Origin of the sequence: Nonomuraea sp. NPDC050394 (assembly GCF_044459065.1) — a bacterium.
Classification (GTDB): domain Bacteria; phylum Actinomycetota; class Actinomycetes; order Streptosporangiales; family Streptosporangiaceae; genus Nonomuraea.
The window spans coordinates 429,400-446,235 of sequence record NZ_JBITIO010000010.1 but is presented as its reverse complement, the minus strand read 5'-3'; the positions used below and the strand labels follow the sequence as shown (position 1 = coordinate 446,235).

Below are 16,836 nucleotides of genomic sequence, written 5' to 3'. Positions count from 1 at the left end.
ACTCAACGCCGCCATCTGGCACAACTGGAACACCGGCGCTCCGGTAAAGCGATCCCTAACCTCCTACGATCACTGATTTCACATCAACGATCTAGCGCGGGGGGTTGTCGGTGGAGTCTCTTCCTGTCCATGGGGTGGTCCAGTGGTAGGTGCCGGACTGGATCTCGAAAGGGGGTGTGTGGGGGAGGGTGACCAGGGCTGTGGTGTTCGGGGGGATCACGGCGTTGGTGGTCATCGTGTTCTTGGTCAGGGTCCAGGAGAGTTCCGCCGTCCCGTACGGGGTGCGGAGGGTTGCCTTCGCGTACGTCAGGTCCGCCCCCGGGCGGGGGGACAGCAGGATGCGGCGGTAGCCCGGCGCCGCCGGCGCTATTCCGGCCACCACTCGGTGCAGCCAGTCGGCCACCGCGCCGAACGCGTAGTGGTTGAACGATGTCATCTCGCCCGGGTTCACGGTGCCGTCGGGCAGCATGCTGTCCCATCGTTCCCAGATCGTGGTGGCGCCCATGGTCACGGCGTACAGCCAGGACGGGCATTCTCGCTGGAGCAGCAACCGGTAAGCGGCCTCCACCTGCCCGGCCTCGGTGAGGGCGTCGCACACCTCCGGCGTTCCGAGGAAGCCCGTGGCGATGTGGTGGCCGCCGTCGGCGAGCACCCGGGCGAGCCGCTCGCCGGCGAACACCCGCTGCTCCCGCGTGGGCAGCAGGTCGAAGCGCAGAGCGAGCGCGTAGCCGGTGGCCGAATCCCCCAGCACCATCCCTTCCGGCGAAACGTAGGCGTCCGCGAAGGCCTGCCGGACTTGTGCGGACAGAGCGGTGTAGGGCCCGGCGTCCTGTCCCAGCACCGCCGCCGCCTCCGCCACGACCTTTGCGGAGTGCGCGAGGTAGGCGGTGGCGACAACCTCCTTGGGTGTACGCCCGTCGCCCGGCTTGTCCGGCGGCGCGGCAGGGTCCAGCCAGTCGCCGAACTGGTACCCGCCATCCCAGAGCCGCCCATCACCCGCCAGCTCCGCAACGTGGTCGACATAGCGTCGCATGCTGGGAAACTGCCGCTCCAGAAGCCCGGCGTCGCCGTACCGCTGGAAAAGGGTCCAGGGGACCAGGACGGCGGCGTCGCCCCACCCGGCGGCGGCGATCACGGCGCGTTCCCCCAGCACGTTGGGAACCACGACGGGGACGGCTCCGCTCGGCGCCTGTTCGGCGGCGAGGTCGGCCAGCCAGGAGGTGAGCATCCCGGCGCAGTCGTGCAGGAACGCGGCGGCGGGGGTGAAGACCTGGAGGTCGCCGGTCCAGCCGAGGCGTTCGTCGCGCTGGGGGCAGTCGGTGGGCAGGTCGAGGAAGTTGCCGCGCATGCTCCACACCACGTTCTCGTGCAGGCGGTTGACCAGCGCGTCCGAGCATTCGAAGTGGCCGGTGCGTTCCATGTCGGTGTGGCAGACGACGGCGCGGACCAGCGCCGGGTCCACGGGTCCTTCGACGGAGGCGTAGCGGAAGCCGTGGAAGGTGAAGCGCGGTTCCCAGACCTCTTCCGGGTCGCCGCGCAGGATGTAGACGTCAGTGGCGGCGGCGGTGCGCAGGGGGCGGATGGACAGTTCACCGGCCTCCAGCACCTCCGCGTGACGCAGGACGACGCGCTCGCCCGCCTGCCCGCGGGCGGTGACGCGCAGGCGGCCGACGAGGTTCTGGCCGAAGTCGAGGATGGTCTGTCCCGAGGGGGAGGTCAGGATCTCCACCGGGGTGAGTTCCCGGGTACGGCGCACCGGCGGGCCGGTGGGAGCCACCAGCGTGGACAGGTCGTGCTCCAGCGGGTCCACGGGGCGCCAGCCGGTGGGGGTCCGCAGGCGGGCGTCGTGGGTCTCGCCGTCGTAGATGCCGCTGGCCAGGATGGGGCCGGGGGCGCACTGCCAGTCGGGGCCGGTGCCGTAGCGCTGGACGGTACCGTCGGCGTAGGTGATCTCCAGTTGGGCCAGCAGCGCGAGGCGCTCACCGTAGACCGCGACGGTACCGCCCTGGAAACCCAGGCGGCCCCGGTACCAGCCCTCGGCCAGGATCGCGCCGAGCGTGTTGGAGCCGGGGCGCAGGAGCGTGGTGACGTCATAGGTCTGGTAGCGCAGGCGGTGGGTGTAGCTGGTCCAGCCGGGCGCCATGACGTGGTCGCCGACCGTGACGCCGTTGAGCTCGATCTCGTAGACGCCCAGCGCGGTGGCGTAGAGCCTGGCCGACGCTACGGCGGGCCGTACCGTGAACTCGCCGCGCAGGAGCTGCTCCTCGCCCGGCGGCGCGACGAAGCGCGCGGTCCAGTCGGCCGGGGCGAGCAGTCCGGCCTCGGCGACGGCGGGCGGGCTCCAGTCCGACCACGCGCCCTCCGCGTCGCGCACGCGGACGCCGACCTCCACACGCTCACGGGCGGCCAGCGGCGCGAACGGCCACGGGACCAGCACCGACTCCGCCGACTCGACCAGGACGCGCTCGCCGCGTGCCGATATCTCATAGGCGCTCTGGCGCCATCCCGGGCTTTCGCTGTTAATGATCCAGGAGAGTCTCGGACGGCTTTCGCCCAGGCCAAGAGGCTCGTCGAGGTGTTCGAAGCGGGGAGCTGCGATGTCCATGAGGCATGCTTACTTACAACTAAGTAAGTTGTCCATATGAAGAACCGCAAGGAGGAGATCGCGGCCGTGGCCGCCGAACTCTTCGCCCGCACCGGCTTCCGCGGCACCGGGATGACCGAGATCGCCCAGCGCGTGGGCATCACGGAGCCGGGGCTGCTCTACCACTTCCGCAACAAGGAGGGCCTGCTGCGCGCGGTCATCGAGTGGCGCGACGGCAGGAGCCTCGACTTCGCCCGCGAGGCGGCGGCGCTCGGCGGGCTGGGCACCATCCGCGAGATGCCCGCCTTCGCCCGGCGCAACCGGGAGGAACGCGGGCTGACCAAGCTGTTCGCGGTGCTGGTGGCGGAGAACCTGGAGCCAGGCGCGCCCGCGCACGAGTACTTCCGCGAGCGCTACCGGGCGATGCGCGCCCTGGTGGCCGGAGCGCTGCGGGCGGGCCAGGAACGCGGCGAGATCCGGGCCGACCTCGACCCGGAGGGCAAGGCGGCCGAGATCATCGCCACGCTCGACGGCCTGGCCACCCAATGGCTGCTGGATCCCGAGCAGGTGGACCTGGTCGAGCGCATCGAGGGGTACGCGCTGTCGCTCCAGCGCGACCTGCCCTAAAAACCCAGGCGACCTGCCCTAAACCCAGGCGACCTGCCCTAAACCCAGAGGGCGTGCACCTCCGCCCGGTTGTCCTCCACGACCGCCGATTCGGCGTCGAAGACCATCGTCGGCCGGGTCGAGGGGTTCCACGCGGGCCAGCCCGGCTCCCCTGTGGTGGCGAACCGCACCCACGCCGCGTGCATCTCGTCGGCCAGGCCCTGCGGCGGGTTCTCCCCCACCATCCAGCGCGACTCGGGCATGGCCAGCGCGTCGAAGACGAACGGGATCTCCATGGCGTGGGCCGCGCCCAGGTCGCGCTCGGGCGAGCGCCAGGCGAACTCGTACAGCCACGTGCGCCCGATCGGCCGCCCTTCGGCCAGGCGGCGGTTGGCCAGCCGTACCAGGCGGTCGGTGAGCACGAGCCCGAACACCTCGCCCGGCTTCGCGCCCTGATACAGCGCCTTGTAGCCGCGCCAGACCCGCCCCTTCACCCCCATCTTGAGCATCGCCACGCGGGCCATCAGCGGCCCCATGCGGTCGACGCCGCCGGTCGGCACGAACCACAGCCGGTACTCCTCCGTGGTGTGCCCGATCAGCACCTCCACCTCGGGGTCGACGTTCTCCTCCGGCGGCCCGGCGACCAGCTCGCCGTCGATCACGGGCCCCAGCTCGGGCCCGCCGGCCAGGCCGCTCCTGCTCATGACCGCGGCCTGCGCGTCGAGCAGCCGTTCCTGGTCCACGCCGGCGAACGCGGCGGCGGTGGCGGGCACGCCGAGGCGGCGGGCGATCTGGCCGGTCGCCTTCCTGACGGCCGCGCGATGGCCGGCGGCGGGCCCGCCGCTCTGGATGATCGCCCGGTTCAGCAGCCGCCGGGCCGCCGGTATGCCGAGCAGTACCCCGAGGTCGATCGCGCCGGCCGACTCGCCGAAGACGGTGACGTTGTCCGGGTCGCCGCCGAACGCCTCGATGTTCTCCCGCACCCAGGTCAGCGCGGCGATCTGGTCGAGCAGCCCGCGGTTGTCTGGCGCGTCGGGGAAACTGGCCCAGCCCTCGACGCCCAGGCGGTAGTTGATCGCCACCATCACCACGCCGTCGCGGGCGAACGCGCTCCCGTCATACAGCGGGACGGCGTTGGAGCCGTTGCGGTTGGAGCCGCCGTGGATCCACACCATGACCGGGCGCCGCCCGTCCAGGCCGGGCGTCCAGAGGTTGAGGTTGAGGCAGTCCTCGCCCGGGATGGCCACCTCGGCGAGGATCTCGTCCAGCGGCGGCCGGTAGCCGCGCTTGGCCGCGGTGGGGCCGTTGGCGAGCGCGTCGCGCACGCCTTCCCACGGTGGCGGCGGCTCGGGCGCGCGAAAGCGTAGCTCGCCGAAGGGCGGTGCGGCGTACGGCACGCCGCGGAAGACGGCGACGCCATCCTCCAGCAGGCCGCGCAGCTTGCCCGGCCGGGTCTCGACGATGATCTCCATGGCGCCTGCCTTCAGCGATAAGGGCGGTGGCTCCATTTTCCTGGAATCTCGTTCTACCGGCACTGGGCCATAGACACGGCTTTCCGGTCAGGGTTTGGGCGCTGGCACAAGTCGGTGGCCGATCAGGGCGGCGTACAGGGCGGCCACGTCACCGGGGCGCTCCAGCGACCGGCCGGTGAGGCGTTCGATCCTGCTCAGCCGGTTGCGGACGGTGTTGCGGTGACAGTAGAGCCTGCGGGCCAGTTCCGAAGTGGACTCGCCGCTCTCCATCCACGCCGACAGCACCTCCAGCAGTGCCTCGGCGTCGGGGCGGTCGAGTACGGGGCCGAGCACCGCGGCGGTGACCCGTTCGGCCAGGTCGGGGGCTGCCGCGACGAGCGCGCCGATCGGGCGGCTGTCCACCGTGGCCGCCTCCCTGCTGCCCGGCGGCAGGCCCGCCCACACGAGCCTGGCCAGGCGGAAGGCGGCGGCGGTCTGCGGCAGCCGTTCGTAGGGGGCGCTGATCCCGATCCTGCCGCGCCCGGACAGCGCCGCCCGCACCGCGCCCGAGTCGGCCACGATGCCCACCTGGTCGTCGGCGCGCAGCCGCCACGCGCCGCGCAGCCCGATCGTGGACAACGGCACCGCCGGGTCGGCCACCACGCACACGTACGGCCCGCGCGCCGGCAGCCCGAGCGCGTGCGCGCTGCCGCCCAGCACGCTCCAGTCGGTGACCCGCCCTTCGATCAGGGCGTCGAGCAGCACCTGGCGCTCGCGCTCGTCCTGCCTGGCCAGCTCCAGCATGGCCTCGTGGTAGCTGTCGGTGACCGCCACGGAGTAGCCGTCGATGAGCGACCAGACCTCGGTCATCGAGGTGGCGAGCGTCTCGACGGGGTAGCCGGGGTCGGCCATCGCCCGCGCGACCAGGCTCTCCCAGACCACCCGGAACCCGATGCGGTAGGCGTGCAGCACCGTGCCCAGCGGCACCCCCTGCCCGGCCCGGCGGCGCGCGGTCTCCCTGGACACCACGGCCTTGACCGGGCGCTGTTCGGCCAGGTCGAGCAGGTGCTCGTCGAGGTTGCGCCGGTTGTACTCGCGTACCTCGGCCAGCCGTTCCTCCGGCATGGCCGCGTAGGTCTCGTCCTCGGCCACGATGGCGGCGAACATGCGGTCGGCGAGCCCCTGCACGTCCTCCAGCAGCTCGGCGGCCAGGCGCGCGATCCGTGGGTCACCCATGCGCGGCAGCATAACGGCCACCCCTTGTGCCACCGCACATGAGACCAGGTCAACGGCACCAGGCGCCGCGAGCCGGCGCCACAGACCCACCGCAGCCCACCGCAGACCCACCGCAGGTCAGCGGAGCGGGGTCAGCGGGTCATGACGGCGGTGACCGAGTCCACGACGGTCGTGCGCCACTCGCGCGAGGAGGCCAGCATCCCGGTCAGGGTGTGCGAGCCGTGGACGTGCCCGGGGAACTCGCGGAAGGTCACCGGCACGCCCGCCTCTGCCAGCCGCGCGGCGTAGCGGCGGGCGTCGCCGGCCAGCGGGTCGCACTCGGCCGAGAGGATCACCGCGGGCGGCAGCCCGGTCAGGTCGGCGGCATGCAGGGGCGAGGCGATGGGATCGGTGGCGTCGTGCCCGGACAGGTAGGTGCCCACGCACCACTCCAGCTCCGGCTTCGTCAGCACGTGCCCTTCGGCGTAGGTCTCGACGGTGGGCGATGACATCGTCAGGTCGAAGGCGGGGATCTCCATCACCTGGATCACCGGCATGGGCCCGCCCCGCTCCTTGGCCAGCAGCGACACGGCCGCGCTCAGGTTGCCGCCGGCGCTCTCGCCGCCCACGCCCACCCGCGTGGGGTCGAACCCGAGCCGCCCGGCCTGCTCGACGGTCCACTCGAACGCGCGGTGGCAGTCCCGGGCGGGTACGGGGAACGGAAACTCGGGCGCCAGCCGGTAGTCCACGTTGACCACCACGACGCCGGCGCCCGCGGCGATGGCGCGTGAGCGGCGGTCGCTGTCGTCGATCGTGCCCATCAGCCAGCCGCCGCCGTGGAAGAGCACCATCGCCCCGGCGTTCTCCTCGGCCGGGCGGTACACGCGCACGGTGATCTCGCCGTCGGGATCGGCGACCTTGATCCGCTCCTCGAACACCGTCGCGATCTCCGGCTCCTCCTGCACGTAGTCGCCGTAGGGGTTCGGCTCCTGCGCCTTGCGCTCGGCGTTCATGCGGCGGCGGGCGACGGGGTCGTGGGGCGCCGGAGGCTGGGAGTGGATCATGGCGATCAAGGGGGCGATCTGCGGGTCGACGGGCATGTGAACTCCTCGGATCGGCATCGTTACCAAAAGCCTACCAATTGATAGGTAGTTTTTGTTAGCCTCGCCACACCCCCATCCGAGGAGGTTCCGATGCCGAGATCTCGCGGGACGGCCCTGGCGGCCGCCGCCGTCGCCCTCGCAGTCGCGGGCACCGCATGTTCCGGCGGCGCTGCCGAACGCGCCGCCACGGCGGAGCGCATGCTCACCCTGGCCGTAGCGGCCGACGTCTCGTCCTGGGACCCAGCCGTCGGTGCCGGAGGCAACTCCCTGGGCTACCTACAGGCCGTCTACTCATCCCTGACCACGCTCAACGCCGACTTCTCCGTCTCGCCCGGCGTGGCCACCACCTGGGCCTACGACCAGCCCAAGACCACACTGACCATGACCATCCGCGACGGCCTGACCTTCTCCGACGGCACCCCGCTCGACGCCGCCGCGGTCAAGGCGAACCTGGACCGCGGGCTGAGCACCCCGGGCGCCACCCAGTCGGCGCTGGCCGGCATCGCGAGCGTCGAGGCCACCGGCCCGACCGAGCTGATGGTCAAGCTCGAGAAGCCCGATCCCGGCCTGCTCTACCAGCTCTCCATGGTCCCCGGCATGATCGCCAGCCCCAAGGCCTTCGCCACGCTCAAGACCAACCCGGTGGGCAGCGGGCCGTACGTGCTGGACCTGAACGCCAGCACCCGCGGCACCTCCTACACCTTCACCCGCAACCCCAAGTACTCCCTGCCGGCCACGTTCGGCTTCGACAAGCTGGTGATGAAGGCGCTGCCCGACACCAACGCGATGGCCAACGCCGCGCTCAGCGGCCAGGTCGACGCCGGCGGCGTGCCCATGGCCAGCCTGCCGCAGGTTCAGGGCGCGGGCCTGGAGCACAGGAAGATGCCCGGCCTGATCATGGGCATGTGGATCGTCGACCGCGCGGGCAAGCTGGCTCCCCCGCTGGCCAAGGTCAAGGTACGGCAGGCCATCAACCACGGCCTCGACGCCGAGGGCATACTCAAGGCGGTCGACAAGGGCAACGGCGACCGGCGCACCCAGATGTTCGCCGCCGGCACCCCCGCCTACCTGGCCGCGCTCAACTCCCGCTACCCCTACGACCCGGACAAGGCCAGGCGGCTGCTGGCCGAGGCGGGCTACCCGGACGGCTTCGAGCTCACCCTGCCCAGTGAGAACACCTACGTGCCCGCGCTGTACCCGATCGTCGCCCAGCAGCTCGGCCAGATCGGCATCAAGGTGAAGTACAAGCCGGTCTCCAGCAACCTGATCACCCAGCAGTATCTGGCCGGCACCTACCCGGCCTTCATGTACACCTACACCGCCACAGAGAACTGGCTGGACGCCTCGCTGTTCCTGGCCAAGGGCGGGGTGTTCAACCCGTTCCACGTGGAGGACCCGGTGGTCGCCAAGCTCATGGACCGGATCGCCGTCGCGGAGGAGGCCGAGCGCGGCAAGTTGTTCCAGGAGCTCAACACCCATGTGGTGGAGCAGGCGTGGTTCGCCCCGCTGTACGCCGCCACCAACCTCATGGTCTGGAAGAAGGACAAGGTCAGGATCGACGCCGCGGCCGACCAGATCTTCGTCTTCCTGCGCGACTACCACCCGGTGGGCTGAGGTGCTCAGGCTGCTGTCGCGGCGGCTGATCGCGGCGGGCGTCCTGCTCGTCGTCATCACCGCGCTCACCTCGCTGCTCACCACGCTGGTCCCCGACCCCACGCACAACCTGCTCGGCATGACGGCCACGCCCGAGCAGGTCGCCGCCAAGCGGGTGGAGCTCGGGCTGGACCGGCCGGTGAGCGTGCGCTACCTGGAATGGCTGGGCGGGGCCGTACAAGGGGATCTGGGGGTGTCGTGGTTCACCGGGCTGCCGGTGGTCGAGACGATCACCGCCCGGCTGCCCATCACGGTCTCGCTGGCGGTCATCGCGACGCTGGTCTCGGCGGTGACCGGCATCGCCTTCGGCATGGCGGCGGCGCTGCGGCGCGGCTGGCTGGACCGGGCCCTACAGGTCGCGGCGGCGCTCGGCTTCGCCGTACCGGGGATGTGGGTGGCCTTGCTGCTGGTCATCGTCTTCGCGGTGCAGTTGCGGTGGCTGCCGGCGACCGGGTACGTGGCGTTCGCGGAGAGCCCGGCCGACTGGGCGCGTTCGCTGCTGCTGCCGGTCGTGGCGATCGCCGCCGGGTCGGTGGCGGCAGTGGCGGCGCAGACCCGCAACGCGGTGGCCGCCGTGCTGAACCAGGACTACGTGCGCACGCTGCGCAGCCGGGGCCTGCCCCGGCGCCGGCTGCTGCTGCGCCACGTGCTGCGCAACGCCGCGCCCACCGCGCTGACCGTGGTCAGCCTGCAGTTCATCGGCCTGCTCGGCGGGGCCATCATCGTCGAGCAGATCTTCGCGATCAACGGGCTCGGCAGCCTGGCCGCCGCCGCCTCCAGCCGCTCCGACATCCCGGTGGTGCTGGGCGTGGTGGTGGTCGGCGTGCTCATCGTGCTCACCGTCAACCTGGTCGTCGACCTGCTGGTGAGCTGGCTCGACCCGAAGGTGCGCACCCCATGAGCCGATCCCTTCTCCGCCGGCCCGCCGCGCTCGCGGCCGCCGTCGTGCTGCTGCTGGTCGTCGTCGCGGCGGTGGCCGGGGCGTGGCTGGCGCCGTACGGACCGGACCAGGTCGACCTGCGGGCCGCCCTGGCCGGCCCGGGCCCCGGGCATCCGCTCGGCGGCGACGGCTCCGGCCGCGACGTGCTCAGCCGGCTGCTGCACGGCACCCGTGCCACCGTGTCGGGCGCGCTGCTGGCGGCCGGGGTGGCGCTGGTGATGGGCGTCGTGGCCGGGACGCTGGCCGGATATTTCGCCCGCTGGGCGGACGCGGTGGCGAGCTGGTTGTTCAACCTGCTCATGGCGCTGCCGGCGTTCATCGTCGTGCTGGCCTTCGTCGCGGTGATGGGCCCGGACCTCGTCGGCACCATGGCGTTCGTCGGCTTCCTGGCCTCGCCGTCCATCTACCGGCTCGTCCGCGCCGCGACCATGCGGGTGCGCGGCGAGTTCTACATCGACGCCGCCCGCGTGTCCGGGCTGTCCGACCTGCGCGTCGTGCGCAGGCACGTGCTGCCGGTGGTCCGCTCGGCGATCATCGTGCAGGCGCCGCTGCTGTTCGGCGCGGCCCTGCTGCTCCAGGCCGGCATCGACTTCCTCGGCCTCGGCGAGCCCGGCGCCGCCAGCTGGGGCGCGATGCTGAACGACGCCGCCGCCAACGTCTTCCGCGCCCCGTGGCTGTCGATCTGGCCCGGTCTCGCCATCGCCGCGACCGTGCTCGCGGTGACGGTCCTCGGCAACGCCGTACGCGACGCGCTCGAGGACACCCCGATCCAGGCGGCGGGCCGCGCCCCCTCTACCCGCCGGCCCGCCGCCTCCTCCCCCGCCCCGGCTCCCGCCGACGGCGCCCTGCTCGCCATATCCGGCCTCACGGTCACGCACCGTACGGCAGGCGGCGAGGTCACCGTCGTCGACGGCGTCGACCTCCAGGTACGGCCGGGCGAGGTCGTCGGCCTGGTCGGCGAGTCCGGCTCGGGCAAGACCCAGACCGTCCTGGCCGCCCTCGGCCTGCTGCCCCCGAGCGGCCGGGTCGCCGCCGGGTCGGTCCGCTTCGCCGGGGCCGAACTGACCGAGCTGACCGAGCGCGAGCTGAACCGCGTCCGCGGTCCCCGCGTCGGCTACGTCTCCCAGGAGCCGATGTCCAACCTCGACCCGAGCTTCCGCGTGGGCAGCCAGCTCGTCGAGCCGCTGCGCGCGCACCTCGGCCTGTCCGGGCGGGCCGCCCGGCGCCGCGCGCTCGAACTGCTGGCCAGGGTGGGGATCGCCGAGCCCGAGCGCATCTACCGCGCCTACCCGCACGAGATCTCGGGCGGCACCGCCCAGCGCGTGCTCATCGCCGGAGCCATCTCCTGCGACCCCGAGCTGCTGGTGGCCGACGAGCCCACCACGGCGCTGGACGTCACCGTGCAGGCCGAGGTGCTCGACCTGCTGCGTTCCCTGCGCGGTGAACGCGACATGGCGGTGCTGCTGGTGACCCACGACCTGGGCGTGGTGGCGGACATGTGCGACCGGGTCACGGTGATGCGCGACGGGCGCCTCGTGGAGAGCGCGCCCACCCGGACGCTGTTCGCCCAGCCGGCGCAGCCGTACACGAAGGATCTGCTGGCGGCCAACCCGCACAATGCCGCGCGGCGGGAGCGGAGTGCGGCGGTCGGGGCGCCGCTGCTGGAGATCGACCGGCTGCGGGTGGACTACCCGCAGCGCGGCCTGCGGCGCCCGCCGGTGCGGGTGCTCAAGGAGGTCAGCCTGACCGTCGGCGAGGGCGAGACGCTCGGGCTGGTCGGCGAGTCCGGCTCGGGCAAGACGACGCTCGGCCGCGCGGTGCTGGGCCTCGCGCCGGTCGTCGGCGGCTCCATCCGGTACGGCGGGCAGCCGCTTCCCGCCCGCCGGGCCCGTGCCCGCCAGATCCAGGCGGTCTTCCAGGACCCGTTCAGCTCGCTCAACCCGGCCATGAGCATCCACGACATCCTGGTCGAGCCGCTGCTCGCGCACGGCGTGGCCGACCGGGCCGAGGCCGACCGGCGCATCGCCCTGCTGCTGGACCGGGTCGAGCTACCGGCGGGCACCGGGGCGCGGCGCGCCCGCGAGCTGTCCGGCGGGCAGCGCCAGCGGGTGGCCATCGCCCGCGCGCTCGCCCTCGGCCCGCGCCTGATCATCTGCGACGAGCCCGTCTCCGCGCTCGACGTCTCGACGCAGGCGCAGGTGCTCGGCCTGCTCACCGAGATCCAGCGCGACACCGGGGTGAGTTACCTGTTCATCTCGCACGACCTGGCGGTGGTGCGCAACGTCAGCGACCGGGTCGCGGTCATGTCGCAGGGGGTGCTGGTCGAGACCGGCGACGCCGAGCAGGTGACGACCGATCCGCGTGATCCGTACACGCGGCGGCTGCTGCTGTCGGCGCTGGTGCCCGACCCGGACCGGCAGGCGGCCCGGCGCGCGGCGCGGCTTGGCCTGGCCGCGAAGGAGGAGGCGTGATCGACAGGGAGCGGCTGGTGCGGCGGCACTCGGTGGTGCTCACCTCCTGGCATCCGTCGTGCACGCTCAGCCTGGGCAACGGCGACTTCGCGGTCAACGTGGACGTGACCGGGCTGCAGACGTTCCCGGAGGCGCACGAGCTGCCGCCCCGGCGCGCGCCCGGGGTCTTCGATCCTGACGACTTCCCGGTGCCGTTGCGGATCCAGTCGAGCTGGGGGTGGTACTCCACCGATCCCGGCGTGCCGTACAGGCTGGAGGAGGCGGCGACTGACTATCCCACCCGCACCCGCACGGTGCGCTACCCCGACCGGATGCGGATCGGGGCGGACGGCGTGGCCTCCGCCGACGCGGGCGGCTGGCTCTACGCCAATCCGCGGCGGCTGGATCTCGGGCGGATCGGGCTGCGGTTCGACCCGGCGCTGGAGCTGACCGAGACACGCGTGGAGCTCGACCTGTGGACGGGCGACGTGCGCTCGGCCTTCCTGCTCGGCGGGCAGCCGGTCGAGGTGCGGACCGTGGTCCATCCCGAGCTGGACGTGGTCGCCACTCGGGTGCGCTCGCCGTTGCTCGCGGCCGGTGCGCTCGGCGTCGCGATCACCTTTCCCGGGCAGCGCGATCCGCTCTCCCCGGGCGAGCGGCTGTCGCAGGCCACCCGCTACGGGCCGGAGGGGATCACGCGTGAGGTCGGCGACGCGCGCTACCACGTGCGGGTGCGGACCGACGGGCGCTGGGGGCCCGGCCCGGTGGTGGGTACCGGCGCGGCGGAGCTGAGGCTGAGCGCCGCCTTCTCCGCCGAGCCGCCGGACGAGCCGCCCGCCTTCGACGCGGTGGCGCAGGCGGCGGCCGGGTACTGGCGGGCGTACTGGAGTTCCGGCGCGGCGGTCAGCTTCGAAGGCAGCGCCGATCCGCGGGCGGGCGAATTGGAGCGGCGGGTGGTGCTCTCGCAGTACCTGACCGCCGTACACTGCTCGGGCTCGGCGCCGCCGCAGGAGTCGGGACTCGTGCACAACTCCTGGGGCGGCAAGTTCCACCTGGAGATGCACTGGTGGCACGCCGCCCACTTCGTGCTGTGGGGGCGGCCCGAGCTGCTCGAACGCGGTCTCGGCTGGTACCGGGCGATCCTGGGCTCGGCCCGCCGGACCGCCGCCGAGCAGGGGTACGCCGGCGCGCGCTGGCCCAAGCAGGTGGGCCCGGACGGCCGCGAGGCGCCCAGCCCGATCGGCGCCTTCATCATCTGGCAGCAGCCGCACCCCATCCACTACGCCGAACTGCTCCGGCACAACGGCGTGCCGGGTGCGCTGGAGCGCTACTCCGACCTGGTCTTCGCCACGGCCGACTTCATGGCCTCCTACGCCGAGCCGGACGAGGACGGCGTCCACCACCTCGGACCGCCGCTGGTCCCGGCGCAGGAGACGTACTTCCCCGACCGGGCCCGCACCGCCGACCCCACCTTCGAGCTGGCCTACTGGCACTGGGGCCTGCGGGTCGCGCAGGAGTGGCGTGAGCGGCTCGGCCTGGAGCGCGAGCCCGCATGGGACGTGGTGCTGCGCGGGCTGGCCAGGCCGCCGGTGCGCGACGGCGTGTACGCGGCGGTCGCCACCGAGCCGTACACGCTGCCCGACGACCACCCGTCGATGCTCATGGCGCTCGGTTTCCTGCCGGCCACCCCGCTGATCGATCCCGGGGTCATGTCGGCCACGTTCGACCGGGTGCTGCGTACCTGGGATCTGGGGAGCACGTGGGGGTGGGACTACCCGGTGCTGGCCATGTGCGCCACGCGGCTCGGCCGTCCGGGCGACGCGGTCGACGCGCTGCTCATGGACACCCGCAAGAACCACTACCTGCCGACCGGGCACGTGCCGCAGTTCCCCGGCGGGCTGTCGGTCTACCTGCCGGCCAACGGCGGGCTGCTCGCGGCCGTGGCGCTCATGGCCGGCCGGTTTCCCGAGGGGTGGCGGGTGTCGCACGAAGGGCTGGGGACGTTCCCGCCGTGACCACGCGGCGGTCGAGCGCCTGGGCCCATTTCACCGCGACGGCGGCGACCTGGATCAGCTCGGTGCGCAGCGCCTCGGGGTCGGACTCCGCGAACGCCTCAAGCACCTCTTCGGCCAGGATGTGGCGCCAGGTCAGCGTGCCGTCGTCGAACGCGGCCGAGGTCTCGCGCTTGGCGGCGTCGGCGGCGGGCGTACGGGAAGGGGAGGTGCCGTCGGGAATGTCCTGGATGCCCCAGCGCACGTCCTGGGCCCGCCGCTCGCCGGCGATCTCGTCCAGGACACGTTCCAGCGAGCCGGGCAGGCCGTAGTCTCCGTCGTTCACAGGGTCTCCAGTACGCGGAAGCGTTCGGTCACCACGAGGGTGTCGTCGTCGATCACGGGCGCGCCACCCAGGTAGGCCACGTGTTCGGGGCTGAGCCAGAAGCGCTCGTGACCGGCCCGCCACTCGGCGACCCCGGCGTAGTCCTCGCCCTCGTCGCAGGCGAAGCGCTCGTCGATCTCGCGGATCGGCACGACCTTCACCTCGGTGGTCTCCAGCAGCGCCACGCGGCGCCCGGCGGAGTCGACCAGCGCGTCCCAGGAGCCCGCCACCGGCAGCGGCTCGTCCTCGTGCTCGTAGTCGGCCAGCAGCGAACTCGTCGCGGTCTTGCGCCCGGCCAGGATCGCCGCGACCAGCTTGTCGCGCAATGGCCCCGGGTAGGCGAACTCCGCCTCCCCGACCTCCCCGAAGGGGAAGCACGCCCGCCGCCGCCACGTCTCGCCGTCGAAGACCTCCAGCGTCACGCCGCTGGCCCGCATCCGCACCGGCAGCCCGCTCAGGCCGCGCTCGATCGCGGCCGCGCTCTCGTCGTCCAGCCCCTGCCCGACCGTGAGGTGCGGCGTGATCTCCCCATATTTCCCCTGGTACGGCTGCGCCTGCGGCCACCGCGCCACCACGGCCTCGGTCAGCTTCCTGACCGGCTCCGCGGGCTCGGGAGCCAGGTAGACCACGCCGGGAAACCGCGCGAACCGCTCGAAGACCAGATCGAAGCGTTCGCGGGAGGCGAACAGCTCGCGCAGCGCGCCCTCGTCCACCCGGGCGGCGTCGAGGAACGGGTAGAGGACGGTCACGTGGGCGGGCACGCCGTAGGCGGTCGACGGGTCGTAGCGCTGCCGCCACGGGCCCACGACCTGCTCGGCGGCGGGCACGGTGACCGTCAGCGCGGTCTCGCCTCGGGTGAACATGGCCGGAAGTATCCCATGGGGCCGGCGTTCGAGCCGCGACTCAGGATGATCACCCTTGACCTGGCATTACCCCTGGAAGCAAAGTTTGTTTACCAAAGGAAATGCCAGCTCACGCCCCTACTTCATTCCACGAAATATCCATGATGCCGACTTTATATCGCGACATATCCCGGTATTGACATGTCAGATGACCCACAACCAGTATGGGTCCCCGGTCACCCAACTGCGGGTGGTGGCCGACGGGGAAACACCCTTAGCGACTGCATTGCCAGTCGGTCCGTTGGGGGTCTGATCGTGCACCACCTTTTTTGTTCAATATTCAAACAGGCCTGCTCAGCATGAGCGATGCCACCGTATTGGCCCTGGTCGGGACGGGGAGCCTGGCTCGAGCATTCTGTTACTCGCTCGCCGTGGTCGCGACCAGCCCGATCCGTGTTGTGGTACTCGGCCGTAACATCGACAAATCACACGAAGTCGCCTATGTGTCGTCAACTCGTGCAGCACTTTCCGGCACCCCGGTCGTCTTCGAGGCCCGGAAAAGCAGCTTGACCAGCAATGAAGCACTCGCGGAGACGCTCGGTCAGATCGTTCCCAATGGCGTGCTCGTCGCCGCGTCCACCCAGTCACCGTGGGAACGCCAGAATTCCCCCTCCAAATGGACGGAATTCCTGGAAAAGGCGGGATTCGGGGTCACCCTGCCCTTCCAGGCGGAGGCCGCGCTCCGGGTCGCCCGTGCGGCCCCCGCGGGGACCTGGGTGATCAACGCCTGCTTCCCCGACGCGGTGAACCCCCTCGCCGCGGCGCTGGGCCTGCCCCTGTGGTGCGGCGTCGGCAACGCGGCGCTGCTCGCCGCGAGCGCGCAGGCCGCCCTGGGCCTGTCCGACCAGCGTGACCTGCGGATGCTCGCCCACCACAGCCACCTCTATCCGCCGTTGGACGGCCACCCGGAGGCGCGCGCCTGGCTCCGGGACGAAGACCGGGGCGGAGATCGAAGCGGAGATCGAAGCGGAGATCAGGGAGCGGATCGGGAAGAGGATCGGGGACTGGATCGGGAACTGGCGGACGTGGGCGGGCTGCTGGCCGCCCAGCGCGCCGCCGGGCGCGCCGAGCTCAACCACGTCACCGGCCTCGCCGCCGCCCGGCTGGTCGCCGCCCTGGTCGCGGGCCACGACGTGCCCACCCACCTGCCCGGACCGCTGGGGCTGCCCGGCGGGTATCCGGTCCACGCCTCGCTCGCCTCGGGGATACGGCTGCGCCTGCCGTACGGCATGGAGGAGAAGGAGGCGGTCGACTTCAACCAGCGGGCGGCCCTGCGCGACGGCGTGGTCGTCGAAGACGGCCGCGTCACCTTCGCGCCCGCCGCACGAGAACAGCTGGCCGCCGCCGCACCCGACCTCGCGGACGGCTTCCCCGTCACCGACCTGGAGCCGGCCACCGCCGCCCTCGATCAGCTCAGAACCCGGCTGCGCCGCGCCGCGGCCGACCGGCAGGACACCGGCCGCGAACCGGCCTGACCCACTTCAGCGGTCCCGAACCCGGAACCGCCGCACCACCACGGTCCCACCAGGACCATCGCCAGGAAGAGGGGCGTTGAC

At 72.1% G+C, this 16,836-nt stretch carries 12 protein-coding genes; 6 read left to right on the top strand and 6 right to left on the bottom strand.

Going from position 1 to position 16,836, the window contains the following annotated elements; all coding sequences use genetic code 11:
* Positions 1-91: 91 nt before the first annotated feature.
* Entirely contained in the window at positions 92-2,605 is a 2,514-nt protein-coding gene (locus tag ACIBKY_RS35215; RefSeq protein WP_397103582.1) for a family 78 glycoside hydrolase catalytic domain, read from the bottom strand.
* Between the two features lie 36 nt (positions 2,606-2,641).
* Here ACIBKY_RS35215 and ACIBKY_RS35210 point away from each other — a divergent pair, with 36 nt between their 5' ends.
* A complete protein-coding gene (locus ACIBKY_RS35210; protein WP_397103580.1) occupies positions 2,642-3,211 on the top strand; it encodes a TetR/AcrR family transcriptional regulator in 570 nt (189 codons plus the stop codon).
* Positions 3,212-3,249: 38 nt separating this feature from the next.
* Here ACIBKY_RS35210 and ACIBKY_RS35205 read toward each other — a convergent pair whose 3' ends face one another.
* The 3 genes from ACIBKY_RS35205 to ACIBKY_RS35195 form a co-directional block, all read right to left on the bottom strand.
* The gene (locus ACIBKY_RS35205) at positions 3,250-4,662 is read right to left on the bottom strand and encodes a carboxylesterase/lipase family protein (RefSeq protein WP_397103578.1); all 1,413 of its coding nucleotides are present in this window, start codon (positions 4,660-4,662) and stop codon (positions 3,250-3,252) included.
* Positions 4,663-4,749: 87 nt separating this feature from the next.
* Positions 4,750-5,877 (bottom strand): PucR family transcriptional regulator, encoded by a 1,128-nt coding sequence (locus tag ACIBKY_RS35200; protein WP_397103576.1) that lies wholly within the window; start codon positions 5,875-5,877, stop codon positions 4,750-4,752.
* Between the two features lie 131 nt (positions 5,878-6,008).
* Positions 6,009-6,956, bottom strand: a complete 948-nt coding sequence (locus ACIBKY_RS35195) for an alpha/beta hydrolase (RefSeq protein WP_397103574.1) — start codon at positions 6,954-6,956, stop codon at positions 6,009-6,011.
* A 93-nt stretch (positions 6,957-7,049) separates the two neighbouring features.
* On the opposite strand from ACIBKY_RS35195, the gene ACIBKY_RS35190 reads away from it, so the two are divergent.
* The 4 genes from ACIBKY_RS35190 to ACIBKY_RS35175 are packed head-to-tail and all read left to right on the top strand — an operon-like array spanning position 7,050 to position 14,017.
* Positions 7,050-8,573 carry an ABC transporter substrate-binding protein gene (locus ACIBKY_RS35190; protein WP_397103571.1) on the top strand — a complete coding sequence of 508 codons (1,524 nt, stop codon included), beginning with the start codon at positions 7,050-7,052 and terminating at the stop codon, positions 8,571-8,573.
* Position 8,574: 1 nt separating this feature from the next.
* A complete protein-coding gene (locus ACIBKY_RS35185; protein ID WP_397103569.1) occupies positions 8,575-9,513 on the top strand; it encodes an ABC transporter permease in 939 nt (312 codons plus the stop codon).
* Positions 9,510-12,023: a dipeptide ABC transporter ATP-binding protein gene (locus ACIBKY_RS35180; protein ID WP_397103567.1), complete on the top strand. Its 2,514-nt coding sequence runs from the start codon at positions 9,510-9,512 to the stop codon at positions 12,021-12,023. The genes ACIBKY_RS35185 and ACIBKY_RS35180 overlap by 4 nt, the downstream gene beginning before the upstream one ends.
* The gene (locus ACIBKY_RS35175) at positions 12,020-14,017 is read left to right on the top strand and encodes a hypothetical protein (protein ID WP_397103565.1); all 1,998 of its coding nucleotides are present in this window, start codon (positions 12,020-12,022) and stop codon (positions 14,015-14,017) included. The genes ACIBKY_RS35180 and ACIBKY_RS35175 overlap by 4 nt, the downstream gene beginning before the upstream one ends.
* Here the strand turns inward: ACIBKY_RS35175 and ACIBKY_RS35170 are convergent.
* Positions 13,950-14,339 carry a hypothetical protein gene (locus tag ACIBKY_RS35170; protein ID WP_397103563.1) on the bottom strand — a complete coding sequence of 130 codons (390 nt, stop codon included), beginning with the start codon at positions 14,337-14,339 and terminating at the stop codon, positions 13,950-13,952. The two genes, ACIBKY_RS35175 and ACIBKY_RS35170, sit on opposite strands and share 68 nt — an antisense overlap.
* Complete coding sequence (locus tag ACIBKY_RS35165) at positions 14,336-15,241, bottom strand: 2'-5' RNA ligase family protein (protein WP_397103561.1); 906 nt, start codon at positions 15,239-15,241, stop codon at positions 14,336-14,338. Before ACIBKY_RS35165 ends, ACIBKY_RS35170 begins: the two co-directional genes overlap by 4 nt.
* Before the next feature lie 545 nt (positions 15,242-15,786).
* Here ACIBKY_RS35165 and ACIBKY_RS35160 point away from each other — a divergent pair.
* The gene (locus ACIBKY_RS35160; RefSeq protein WP_397103559.1) at positions 15,787-16,755 is read left to right on the top strand and encodes a hypothetical protein; all 969 of its coding nucleotides are present in this window, start codon (positions 15,787-15,789) and stop codon (positions 16,753-16,755) included.
* The last annotated feature ends 81 nt before the right edge of the window (positions 16,756-16,836 follow it).